This is a genomic window from Psychromarinibacter sediminicola (assembly GCF_029168335.1).
GTDB classification, from domain to species: domain Bacteria; phylum Pseudomonadota; class Alphaproteobacteria; order Rhodobacterales; family Rhodobacteraceae; genus Psychromarinibacter; species Psychromarinibacter sediminicola.
Genome location: NZ_JARGYC010000046.1, coordinates 25,485 through 35,213 on the forward strand (window position 1 = coordinate 25,485; position 9,729 = coordinate 35,213).

At 67.0% G+C, this 9,729-nt stretch carries 15 protein-coding genes and 1 tRNA gene; 8 read left to right on the plus strand and 8 right to left on the minus strand.

Annotated features, from left to right (window positions below; all coding sequences use genetic code 11):
• The first annotated feature begins 40 nt into the window (after positions 1-40).
• From P1J78_RS16250 to lpdA, 6 genes are all read left to right on the plus strand, one after another.
• The gene (locus P1J78_RS16250; protein WP_275568429.1) at positions 41-427 is read left to right on the plus strand and encodes a cupin domain-containing protein; all 387 of its coding nucleotides are present in this window, start codon (positions 41-43) and stop codon (positions 425-427) included.
• Positions 428-445: 18 nt separating this feature from the next.
• Complete coding sequence (locus P1J78_RS16255; RefSeq protein WP_275568430.1) at positions 446-865, plus strand: hypothetical protein; 420 nt, start codon at positions 446-448, stop codon at positions 863-865.
• A gap of 4 nt (positions 866-869) precedes the next feature.
• Complete coding sequence (locus tag P1J78_RS16260) at positions 870-1,139, plus strand: hypothetical protein (RefSeq protein WP_275568431.1); 270 nt, start codon at positions 870-872, stop codon at positions 1,137-1,139.
• A gap of 85 nt (positions 1,140-1,224) precedes the next feature.
• Positions 1,225-1,635, plus strand: a complete 411-nt coding sequence (locus P1J78_RS16265) for an MAPEG family protein (RefSeq protein ID WP_275568432.1) — start codon at positions 1,225-1,227, stop codon at positions 1,633-1,635.
• Positions 1,632-2,042, plus strand: a complete 411-nt coding sequence (locus P1J78_RS16270) for an MAPEG family protein (protein WP_275568433.1) — start codon at positions 1,632-1,634, stop codon at positions 2,040-2,042. Before P1J78_RS16265 ends, P1J78_RS16270 begins: the two co-directional genes overlap by 4 nt.
• Before the next feature lie 36 nt (positions 2,043-2,078).
• The gene (gene lpdA, locus P1J78_RS16275; RefSeq protein ID WP_275568434.1) at positions 2,079-3,467 is read left to right on the plus strand and encodes a dihydrolipoyl dehydrogenase; all 1,389 of its coding nucleotides are present in this window, start codon (positions 2,079-2,081) and stop codon (positions 3,465-3,467) included.
• A 102-nt stretch (positions 3,468-3,569) separates the two neighbouring features.
• Here the strand turns inward: lpdA and P1J78_RS16280 are convergent, their stop codons facing one another.
• From P1J78_RS16280 to P1J78_RS16295, 4 genes are read right to left on the minus strand one after another with little or no spacing between them, the layout of a single operon-like run.
• Positions 3,570-4,238 carry an intradiol ring-cleavage dioxygenase gene (locus P1J78_RS16280; RefSeq protein WP_275568435.1) on the minus strand — a complete coding sequence of 223 codons (669 nt, stop codon included), beginning with the start codon at positions 4,236-4,238 and terminating at the stop codon, positions 3,570-3,572.
• Between the two features lie 59 nt (positions 4,239-4,297).
• Positions 4,298-4,861: a dihydrofolate reductase family protein gene (locus tag P1J78_RS16285; protein ID WP_275568436.1), complete on the minus strand. Its 564-nt coding sequence runs from the start codon at positions 4,859-4,861 to the stop codon at positions 4,298-4,300.
• Complete coding sequence (locus P1J78_RS16290) at positions 4,858-5,508, minus strand: GntR family transcriptional regulator (RefSeq protein WP_275568437.1); 651 nt, start codon at positions 5,506-5,508, stop codon at positions 4,858-4,860. The genes P1J78_RS16285 and P1J78_RS16290 overlap by 4 nt, the downstream gene beginning before the upstream one ends.
• 31 nt (positions 5,509-5,539) lie before the next feature.
• Positions 5,540-6,232 carry a M48 family metallopeptidase gene (locus P1J78_RS16295; RefSeq protein ID WP_275568438.1) on the minus strand — a complete coding sequence of 231 codons (693 nt, stop codon included), beginning with the start codon at positions 6,230-6,232 and terminating at the stop codon, positions 5,540-5,542.
• A 157-nt stretch (positions 6,233-6,389) separates the two neighbouring features.
• On the opposite strand from P1J78_RS16295, the gene P1J78_RS16300 reads away from it, so the two are divergent.
• Positions 6,390-6,707 (plus strand): TIGR02300 family protein, encoded by a 318-nt coding sequence (locus P1J78_RS16300; protein ID WP_275568439.1) that lies wholly within the window; start codon positions 6,390-6,392, stop codon positions 6,705-6,707.
• A 78-nt stretch (positions 6,708-6,785) separates the two neighbouring features.
• A tRNA-Ala gene (locus tag P1J78_RS16305) sits at positions 6,786-6,861 on the plus strand.
• A gap of 796 nt (positions 6,862-7,657) precedes the next feature.
• Here P1J78_RS16305 and P1J78_RS16310 read toward each other — a convergent pair.
• The 4 genes from P1J78_RS16310 to P1J78_RS16325 form a co-directional block, all read right to left on the minus strand.
• Positions 7,658-8,089: a BLUF domain-containing protein gene (locus P1J78_RS16310; protein ID WP_275568440.1), complete on the minus strand. Its 432-nt coding sequence runs from the start codon at positions 8,087-8,089 to the stop codon at positions 7,658-7,660.
• Between the two features lie 163 nt (positions 8,090-8,252).
• On the minus strand, positions 8,253-8,756 hold the full coding sequence (locus P1J78_RS16315; protein ID WP_275568441.1) for a hypothetical protein: 504 nt from the start codon (positions 8,754-8,756) through the stop codon (positions 8,253-8,255).
• Between the two features lie 74 nt (positions 8,757-8,830).
• The gene (locus tag P1J78_RS16320; RefSeq protein WP_275568442.1) at positions 8,831-9,058 is read right to left on the minus strand and encodes a hypothetical protein; all 228 of its coding nucleotides are present in this window, start codon (positions 9,056-9,058) and stop codon (positions 8,831-8,833) included.
• 13 nt (positions 9,059-9,071) lie between these two features.
• A complete protein-coding gene (locus P1J78_RS16325) occupies positions 9,072-9,539 on the minus strand; it encodes a hypothetical protein (protein WP_275568443.1) in 468 nt (155 codons plus the stop codon).
• Between the last annotated feature and the right edge of the window lie 190 nt (positions 9,540-9,729).

Sequence of the window (9,729 nt, forward strand, 5' to 3'; positions counted from 1 at the left end):
GGCGGCGGCGTTTCCGGTGTGAGGAAAGGAGGCAGACGCGATGCAGACACCCAACGCTTCCGTCATTCCGAAACGCGCCGTGCCGCCGCGGATCGAGGACGACGCCTGGGCGCGGATGCGGTTCCGCAACCTGGTCGACGCGCGCTGCGCGCCGGGGATGGGGATCGTTCAGGGCACCGCCCGCTTCGCGCCCGGCGAGGGCGAGGCGCTGCACAGCCACCCCATCGGCGAGACGGCCCATGTGCTGACGGGCGGCGGCACCGTCACGCTGGACGGCGCGCAGCGCAGCGTGGAGCCCGGCGACACCGTCGTCGCGCCGGCCGGCACGGTGCATGGCTGGCAGGCGGGGCCGGCCGCGCTGGAGATCCTCTATACCTTCCCCGCCGACGATTTCGACGCGATCGAGTACCGCTATGTCGACCCCTGACAGAAGGACGCGCTGCCCATGATCCACAGATGCAGCGCGGCGCTGGCCTGTGCCGCGGCGCTGGCCGCACCGGTCCATGCCCAGGAGACTGACCTGGCGGCCCGCGTCGAGGCGGCGATCGACGCGCGGCTGGCCGAACAGCGCGTGGTCCTGACCTGTTCGTCCACATTCCCGCAGACGCACGAGTTCCTGCTGGAGGCCTGGCAGGAAGAGATCGACCGCACGCTCGACGTGCTGCAGGAGACGGCGCTGCCGGGGATCCTGCGCATCCACCTGCGCGACGACGCGGCGCCGGAGGCGGTGATGCTGCCCGACGACACCCCGTTCGGCGAGGTCCGCGCGTTCTGCGCATCGCATCCCGACTGGGAGCGCGAGCTGCGGCTGATGCGCTACGCGCCGCTGTTCGACAACATCCCCGATCTCTTGGCGGAGGAGTAGACGCATGGCCCTGCAATTGCTTCTGCGCAACGACGTGACGGAGTTCGACGGCTGGAAAGACGCCTTCGACGCCGATTACGAAGCGCGCATGCATGCGGGTCTGAGCGTGCTGCAGATCTGGCGCGCCGAGGATGCGCCGGGGACGGTCTGGATCCTTCTGGACGTGAACGACGCCGGCAAGGCGCGAGCCTATCTGCGGGGCGAACATCTGCGGCTGCTATACGAGCGCGCGGGCGTGACGGACAGCGAACATCACCTTCTGGAAACGGCCTGATGACGCGGACGGGGCCGTATCCGCGCGTGATCCGGCGTGCTAGCCTCGGCGGCACGGATGCATGCCCTATAGGAAGGATAACGCCATGGGTTCCGAACTGACCGTCCTCGCCCTTTACGGGCTTCTCGTGCTGGTCACGCTGTTGATCCAGGTTCTGCTCGCCCTGCCGAATGTCGGCCTGTCCTACCTTGCGAGCCCGCGCGACGACGGCAACCGGCTGAGCGGCGTCGCCGGCCGGGCGCAGCGCTGCCTGGAGAACTCGGTGACCGCGATGGCGCTGTTCGCGCCGGCGGTGCTGATCCTGGCCGCGCAGGACGGGTTCACGGCGAACAGCCTGCTGGCCGCGCAGGCGTTCCTGATCGCGCGGCTGGTCTATGTTCCGGTCTACCTGGCCGGCATCCCGTGGCTGCGCACGCTGATCTGGCTGGTCGGGTTCCTGGCCACGGCCTGGCTGTACCTGATGGCGCTGGGCGGCACGGCGGCGATGCCCGCATGACGTCCGAGCTGACGGTTCTGGTCCTCGCCGGCCTGCTGCAGGTCGTGCAATACGCCCTGATGGTGGTGCCGGCGAACCTGGAACTGGGCGCGGGCAAGACGCTGAGCCCGCGCGACCCGGACCACCTGGGCACGCCGCTGGTGGAGCAGGTCAGCCCGCGCACCGGCCGGCTGATCCGCGCGCTGAACAACCATTTCGAGGCGCTGATCCTGTTCACCATCGCCGTGGTCGCGGTCACGCTGTCGGGGCAGTCGGGCCCTATCACCACGGCCTGCGCCTGGACCTACCTGGCCGCGCGGATCCTCTATGTCCCCGCCTACGCCTTCGGCTGGGTGCCGTGGCGGTCGCTGATCTGGGCGGTGGGATTCCTGGCAACCCTGTTGATGCTGCTGGCCAGCTTGCTATGACCGGTCCAGCGCCCGAAACCGACCGAAGGAGAAGTTATGTCCAGCTATGATGTCATCGTCATCGGGTCCGGCCCGGGCGGCTATGTCTGTGCGATCCGCTGTGCCCAGCTGGGGCTGAAGACCGCCTGCGTCGAGGGGCGCGAGACGCTGGGCGGCACCTGCCTGAACGTCGGCTGCATCCCGTCCAAGGCGCTGCTGCACGCCAGCGAGATGCTGCACGAGGCCGAGGAGAACTTCGCCAAGATGGGGCTGAAGGGCAAGGCGCCCTCGGTCGACTGGAAACAGATGCTGTCCTACAAGGACGACACCATCGGCCAGAACACCAAGGGCATCGAGTTCCTGTTCAAGAAGAACAAGATCGACTGGCTGAAGGGCTGGGGCTCGATCCCCGAGGCCGGCAAGGTCAAGGTCGGCGAAGAGGTGCACGAGGCGAAGCACATCGTGATCGCGTCGGGCTCCGAGGCGGCCTCGATCCCGAATGTGGAGATCGACGAGAAGGTCGTGGTCACCTCGACCGGCGCGCTGGAGCTGTCGAAGGTGCCCAAGAAGATGGTGGTGATCGGCGCCGGCGTGATCGGGCTGGAGCTGGGGTCGGTCTACAACCGCCTGGGCGCTGAGGTGACGGTGGTGGAATACCTCGACAACATCACGCCCGGGATGGACGCCGAGACGGCCAAGGCGTTCCAGCGCACGCTGAAGAAGCAGGGCCTGACCTTCGTGCTGGGCGCCGCCGTGCAGGGCGTCGAGGCGATGAAGACCAAGGCCAAGGTCAGCTACAAGCTGAAGAAGGACGACAGCGAAGAGGTGCTGGACGCCGATGTCGTGCTGGTCGCGACGGGGCGCAAGCCGTTCACCGACGGGCTGGGGCTGGACAAGCTGGGCGTGAAGACGACCGACCGCGGCGTGATCGAGACCGACAAGCACTATGCCACCAGCGTCAAGGGCGTCTACGCCATCGGCGACTGCATCACCGGCCCGATGCTGGCCCACAAGGCCGAGGACGAGGGCATGGCGGTGGCCGAGATCCTCGCCGGGCAGGCGGGCCACGTGAATTACGGGGTGATCCCGTCGGTCATCTATACCTGGCCCGAGGTGGCCACGGTGGGCGAGACCGAGGAGACGCTGAAAGAGGCCGGCCGGGCCTACAAGGTCGGCAAGTTCTCCTTCATGGGCAACGGCCGGGCAAAGGCCAACTTCGCCGCCGACGGGCAGGTGAAGATCCTCGCCGACAAGGAGACCGACCGCATCCTCGGCGCGCATATCATGGGGCCGGCGGCGGGCGACCTGATCCACGAGGTCTGCGTCGCGATGGAGTTCGGCGCGGCGGCCGAGGATCTGGCGCGCACCTGCCACGCGCACCCGACCTATTCCGAGGCGGTGCGCGAGGCGGCACTGGCCTGCGGCGACGGCCCGATCCACAGCTGAGCCGGGGTTGAACGTCGATTGGGCCAAGCGGTTTCGAAACCGCTTGGCCAAGGGCCTTCCAAGGCCCTTGTGCAAGGCGCTTCGAAGCGCCTTGCGCCGGGATCAGCCGGACAGCCCCACGACGAGATCGGCGCGCAGGTCCGAGGTCGTCCCGCTGACCGAGGCAACCGCCGCCTCGCCGGCGCGGCGGGCGATGAAGTCGCTGCCGTTCGTGGTGTCCGGCGGGCCGTTGTCGTAGGCCGCGCTGCCGTCATAGACCTCACGGCTGGCGCCGTCGGGAAAGAACAGCTGGCTGGTCAGGACCGAGCGGTCGTCGGGGAACACCTTGAAATGGATATGCGGCGTCCGGCCCGGATACCATCCCGGGTAGATCGTGGTGAAGCGCGCGATCCCCTGCCCGTCCGTCGGCTGCGTGCCCCTGAGGGAGGTGGCGCCCCGGGCATCCGCCAGCGGCGAGCGGACGCCGGAATAGATGCCGGCCGCGTCGCAGTGCCAGACATCGACCCGCGCGTCCGGGATCGGCCGGCAGCCGGCATCCACGACCTGCAGCCGCAGGGTCAGTGGCGTGCCCTGCCGGTCTCCGGTGATGTCGGACCGCACCAGGCCCGGATCGACATAGAACGGCCCCGCGGTCGTCTCGGGCGTCACGACGCAGACATTGCCGGTGATCAGCCCGGCCTCCTGCGCCCGCGCGGCCAGGGCGAAGGGCACGGCGCCCGCGGGCGCGGCGGCGAGGGCGGCGAGCAGGCGGCGGCGGTTCAGGTCGGTCATCGGCTACGGCTCCTTTTCGCGATGCGCGGAAGGATAGCGCGATTCCCGCCGTGCGCCGGTCACGACCGCGGGACCGGCACCGCATAGCGCGACTGCACGAAGCCGTTCGCGAAGCTTTCGGTCCCCGCATGCTCCAGCCACAGATCCTGCGCGAGCGCCCCGAAGAGCGGCCGCCCCGCCCCGATCAGCACCGGCAGGCGGGTCAAGATCATCTCCGCGATGTAGCCCGCGCGCAGGAAGCGCCGGATCGTCTCGCCGCCGTCGATATAGACGCGCGCCCAGCCGCGCCCGGCCAGCTGCTCCATCACCGCTGCCGGTTCGCCCGACATCAGCAACACGCGGCCGCGCAAACGGGCCGGAATGTCGCCCTCCGTCAGGGTGGAACTCAGCACCACGACCGGCATCTCGTAGGGCCAGTCGCCGAAGCCCAGCACGGTCTCGAAGCTCTCGCGCCCCATCACCAGCCCGTCCATGCGCGCGACGAAGGCGGCATAGCCGAAATCCTCGTCCTCCGGCGCCGGCGGCCCCGCGTCCAGCCAGTCGATGCCCCCGTCGGGCCGGGCGATGTAGCCGTCCAGCGACACGGCGATGAAGACATGACCCGTTGCGTGTCCCGTCGTCATCCCACCAGCATCCTCAGCCCCTGGGTCACGTCGGTCCGCACCGCCAGCCGCAGCCCCGGCTCGTCGCCCGCGCGCAACGCCGCCACGATGAGCTTGTGGTTGTGCGGCACCTCGGTGCGCTGCAGCCGGCCATAGAGCTTGCGCATCGTCGGCCCCAGCTGCAGCCAGACCGTCTCTGCCATCGCCAGCATCGCCGGGGCCTGGGCGCGCAGGTAGAGCGTGCGGTGAAATTCCAGGTTGGTGCGGATGTAGGCCACCGCGTCGTGCTTGGCCACGGCCTCGGCGATCAGGCCGTTGATCGCCTGCAGCCGCTCGATCAGCGCGATGTGGGCGCGCGGCAGGGCGCGGCTGGCCAGCTCGGTCTCCAGCAGCGCGCGCAGCGCCGCCAGCTCCTCGATCCGCTCGTTCGACAGCTCGGGCGTCGAGACGCGGCCCGACGCGGTCAGGGTCAGCGCCCCCTCGGCGGCCAGCCGGCGCACCGCCTCGCGCGCCGGGGTCATCGAGACGCCATAGACCTTGCCGATCCCCCGCAGCGTCAGCGCGGTGCCCGGCTCCATCTCGCCATGCATGATCCGTGTCCGCAGATGGCGGTACACCTTGTCATGGGCGGCCTGCACGGCCTCGCCGGGGCGGGTCTGGATCAGCATGGCCGTATCGTGAGCCGCGGCCGGGGCGGCGTCAATCTCCGAACCGATAGCGGTGCAGCATGGCGCCGTGCCGCTTCAGCCAGCGCCGCGGTGCCTCGAAGCCCGGGCAGATGTCGCCCACCACGCGCCAGTAGGCCGGCGAATGGTTCAGCTCCACCAGATGCGCCACCTCGTGCGCCGCGACATAATCGAGCACGTCCTCCGGTGCCATCGCCAGCCGCCACGAGAACATCAGGTTGCCCTCGTGCGTGCAGGAGCCCCAGCGCGAGCGCGTGTCGCGCAGGGTGATCCGGCCCGCCCGCCGGGCGATCCGCGTGCAGTAGTGCCGCACGGCCGGCTCCAGCCGCGCCCGCGCGTCGAGCTTCAGATGCGCCTTCACCCGCGCCGCGGCCATCGCCGGCGCGTCCGGCACGACCAGCGCGCCCTCCCGGACCTCGGCCTTGCGCACCGCGCCGGCGACGACCGGCACCTCCGCCCCGCGCAGCAGGACGGTCGCGCCGATGCCCACATGGACCGGCGCGTCGCGCCGATCCAGGTGGCCGCGGATCCAGTCCGATTTCTCGCGCGCGAAGGCCAGCGCCTCGCGCTCGGGCATGCCCTGGGGCATCGACAGCGTCACCCTCCCGTCCAGCGACGACACGCGCAGCGACACCCGCCGTGCCCGCGACGATCGCCGCAGCGTGATTTCCACCGGGGGGTTGCCGGGAAGAACCGCCTGACCCATATCCTGCCTCGCCTTGCCTCGGCCGCAGGATAGCGCGCCGGGGCGGGCGGTGACCATGCCGAAAAACGCGCGCCGAAAGCCTTTGACAGGGGCTGGCGCTTGTGGCAGGGGACCGCAATTCACCGACCCGCCGCACCGAGTTGCCAAGAGGAACCGCATGCCCAAGGAAGAATGGGGTACGAAACGGGTTTGCCCGACGACCGGCAAACGCTTTTACGATCTCAACCGCAATCCGATCGTCAGCCCCTATACGGGCGAGGTCGTGAACATCGACTCCGGCGGCAAGACGCGCGCCGCGATCGCCGACAAGGCGGAGAAGCAGGAAGAGAGCACCGAGGACAGCAACGTCGATCTGCAGGCCGACGATTCCTCGGAGGTCGATCTGGACGACGACATCCTCGATGACGAGGACGACGACGACAACGTTTCGCTGGACGACATCGCGGACGTGTCCACGGACGACGACGAGAGCTGATACATTTTCCGCTTGATCTGCCGGTCGAGAGTCCATAAGACCGGCGCGCGCGGCCCGGGCACGGGCCGCCCGGTTTTCGGGGCCTTAGCTCAGTTGGGAGAGCGCTTGCATGGCATGCAAGAGGTCAGGGGTTCGACTCCCCTAGGCTCCACCAAATCCCCCCGGATTTCCTATTTAATTCCAGCGCCTTACGTGAGTCGAGAAGACGGTGTCCCGCCACCTGTCCCACCATGCGCCCCGACGAAATCCCAATAGGGACAATGAGTTTGCGGCATCTCGGAATCGTCTTTCCGGGCTACGCCCGGCTTTCTGGTGTACGACAGGCGAGGCATAGAGCATGCTGAGGCTCTGGCGCGCCGGCGCGATGTCTCCATGCCTTTAAGGTTGCCCGCCAGAAAGTCGAACGGAGCCGACAAGGGCGTCAATGGTGCCGATGGTCATGGAAGCGCTGAGGGTCGGCTACAGCACGCAGAGCGAGGTGACAGCCTCGGGCGCAGCTTGCAATCACGAGCGAAAATGGACTGATGTAGAGCTACGCGACGAGCGCCCTTACTCTTGTGCCGGAACGAGCATTCCGGCCTCATAGGCTTGGGCCAGCGCGTTGAGGTATTCCTTCCGCCGCACGCTTGGATGCGGCATGCCTTCGATGAGGGGGTCCTGCGCGGAGCGGAGGGCTTCCAGCGTGTTCCGAAGTTCTTGAGACGACATGGTTCTGGTCCTTCAGGCGGCGAACGCCAACACCAGGAACAGGAACGCCATTTCGACCAAGGGCAGGGTGAAGCTTCCAAAACGCATCGTGCTCGTCCTCTTTAGCGCGCCCCCACGCTAGCCGCTGTCTAAACCGATCATCGAAAAGATAACACATATCCTTTTGGATACCTCTGCCGACTCGCGCCACGGCGAAATGTTCGTGGATCGATATGTCTATTTCGGCCCGCCCGGCTTCTCGCTTAGGTCGCAGGGTGTGCGGAACGTCCCTCAAACTCAGACAGGGCGCGCGCGAAATCCTCTGCCGCACGCTGACTCAGCGAGTAAGGGTCAAACTCGACGCCAATCGTGTACTGTAATAGCAGAGCCGTATGGCTTGCCGTAGGAGCGACACCGCGCATCTGCCATTCCGAGAATAACCTGTGGGAGACCTCTGTGCAGGCGATCAGTTGCAGCGCTTCATGCCTAGGATCCGCGGCGATCCGCAGGAAGGTGGTGCTCACGGGATCACGACCACCTTCGAGAACCTGCAGGTTGAAATCCTCCCGGTAGACTAAAGCGCCGGTCACGTGCGCACGCAAGTTGTTCACGTGTGAGCGCATCAAGATATCGTCGTAGTGCTCGGCGCCCGTGACCTTTGGCCGGGAGACATAGATGAGGCGAAACAGGGTCATGTACCGGTCTCCTTTCTGATGCGCCTGCCTACTCGCGTTCAGTCGGGCAGGCAACGCTGCGAAGTTGCAGCCGACGACGATGCCACCGCGCTACGGCGCTCGGTCATGCGGACGGCGCCCTGAGGGTGAAGAAGGTATTCGCCCGCACCGGATCAGCTTAGCACTACGCCCGATGACCACTGGCCACCACCAACGGCGGCTCCGGCGGAAACGACCGGATATCGAACCATTTGAACCGCGTGCCGTCCGGGTTCGTCCGGTCTCCGCAACGGATCGGATACCCATTCGTGGCTTGCCGGATTAGCCCCGCACGAAAGGCGCGCAGGTCGATCAGCCACCACGAAGCCAGCCCGCGCCCGCTGGCATCGGCATGACCGTAGAACATCCAATCGCCCTTGCCGTTCACAATCTTGGACAGTTCGGTTTCGGCACCCGAGGGCACCTGCGCGCGAATGGTGAAGTCGTAGGGGTAAACGCGAGCGTAGCCGGGACGGCGAACCCTCGCGGCGATGTGCAGGTCCTTCGCCTCCATCATCAGCAGGTCAGTCGCTTCGTGCATGTCGAAGGCGTCGGGCGCGATGGAGAGAAGATGCGCGCCGACGATTCGCTGGATTTCGGGAATGAAGCGGTCGGACCAGGACCGGTTGATGGCGTATGGAAAATTCATGAACGTATGCTTTCAAGCAGGTCGGGGCCGCATGGTGGCGCGGCCCCGCTCTGCGCTGCATGGCACCTTGCTATTCACTCACCCCCTTTCCCCTTTTTTGCTTCGTGCAGCGCACGCTGGAAGATGGCGTCGGCCTTCGCCAATCGCCCATCGATGGCTTCTGCCAGCGCCGCGATGGCGTGATTGTCGTCTTCCGGGCCGTGCGTTTCTCGGCTCGCGATATCGAACATGCGGTTTAGGCTGCGCGCCCGGCCCATCTGGTCGATGCCGTCGAGAATGGCCGCGGTCGTTGCATTGGTCATTTGACGGCTCCTTTCACGCGGCGGCGGGGGATGGTTGGGCGCCCGACTTCATCGCGGCGGTCCACTCGACTTCGTGAAGCTCGATGAGCTTCTTGGCCTGTTCCTCGATGGTGACTATCAGCGCCGTGAGCGCGTTGCCCTCGTCGTCCGGCGTCGAAATACGATTAGACTCACGCGCCATGTCGTTCAGCGCCGTGGCAAGGCCGGACAGCGTCGTCAGGGTGTATTCAACATCGTCATGTGCCCGGCGGTACGTGAGCTTGTCGAAGTCACCAGAGCGGTTGGCTGCGGCGCGGATCAGTGGACGGACGTCACCGCAGAAGATGTAGTCAAGGCTGGCGCCATGCGCCCGGCAGAAGTCCAAGACCTCGCGTGAAGGCGCACCGTCTTGCTCCTGAAGGCGCTCGGGCGCCTCGCTGCCGATGGTGCTGGCGAACAGTTGCAGACGCGTCCTGGCCTCCTGCAGTTCGGTGGTTTCCATTTCGTCTCTCCTCTCAGGGTGTGTGGAATTGGTGGATTTGCCCGTTGACCGCGATCCGGCTGACGGTCGCGAGGTTCACGGAACGCGGAGCCTTTGCCTCGGCATCCCAAACGGGCAGCAGGTGCGGGTGGCGGCTGGCACGGGTGACACTGGCCTTCCGACCTGCGTCGGTCGCCGCATTTCCCTTCAC

Bases quoted from the DNA above. Each gene is read 5' to 3' on its own strand.
- P1J78_RS16250 (WP_275568429.1), top strand. From the start codon at position 41: ATGCAGACACCCAACGCTTCCGTCATTCCGAAACGCGCCGTGCCGCCG.
- P1J78_RS16255 (WP_275568430.1), top strand. From the start codon at position 446: ATGATCCACAGATGCAGCGCGGCGCTGGCCTGTGCCGCGGCGCTGGCC.
- P1J78_RS16260 (WP_275568431.1), top strand. From the start codon at position 870: ATGGCCCTGCAATTGCTTCTGCGCAACGACGTGACGGAGTTCGACGGC.
- P1J78_RS16265 (WP_275568432.1), top strand. From the start codon at position 1,225: ATGGGTTCCGAACTGACCGTCCTCGCCCTTTACGGGCTTCTCGTGCTG.
- P1J78_RS16270 (WP_275568433.1), top strand. From the start codon at position 1,632: ATGACGTCCGAGCTGACGGTTCTGGTCCTCGCCGGCCTGCTGCAGGTC.
- lpdA (WP_275568434.1), top strand. From the start codon at position 2,079: ATGTCCAGCTATGATGTCATCGTCATCGGGTCCGGCCCGGGCGGCTAT.
- P1J78_RS16280 (WP_275568435.1), bottom strand. From the start codon at position 4,238: ATGACCGACCTGAACCGCCGCCGCCTGCTCGCCGCCCTCGCCGCCGCG.
- P1J78_RS16285 (WP_275568436.1), bottom strand. From the start codon at position 4,861: ATGACGACGGGACACGCAACGGGTCATGTCTTCATCGCCGTGTCGCTG.
- P1J78_RS16290 (WP_275568437.1), bottom strand. From the start codon at position 5,508: ATGCTGATCCAGACCCGCCCCGGCGAGGCCGTGCAGGCCGCCCATGAC.
- P1J78_RS16295 (WP_275568438.1), bottom strand. From the start codon at position 6,232: ATGGGTCAGGCGGTTCTTCCCGGCAACCCCCCGGTGGAAATCACGCTG.
- P1J78_RS16300 (WP_275568439.1), top strand. From the start codon at position 6,390: ATGCCCAAGGAAGAATGGGGTACGAAACGGGTTTGCCCGACGACCGGC.
- P1J78_RS16310 (WP_275568440.1), bottom strand. From the start codon at position 8,089: ATGACCCTGTTTCGCCTCATCTATGTCTCCCGGCCAAAGGTCACGGGC.
- P1J78_RS16315 (WP_275568441.1), bottom strand. From the start codon at position 8,756: ATGAATTTTCCATACGCCATCAACCGGTCCTGGTCCGACCGCTTCATT.
- P1J78_RS16320 (WP_275568442.1), bottom strand. From the start codon at position 9,058: ATGACCAATGCAACGACCGCGGCCATTCTCGACGGCATCGACCAGATG.
- P1J78_RS16325 (WP_275568443.1), bottom strand. From the start codon at position 9,539: ATGGAAACCACCGAACTGCAGGAGGCCAGGACGCGTCTGCAACTGTTC.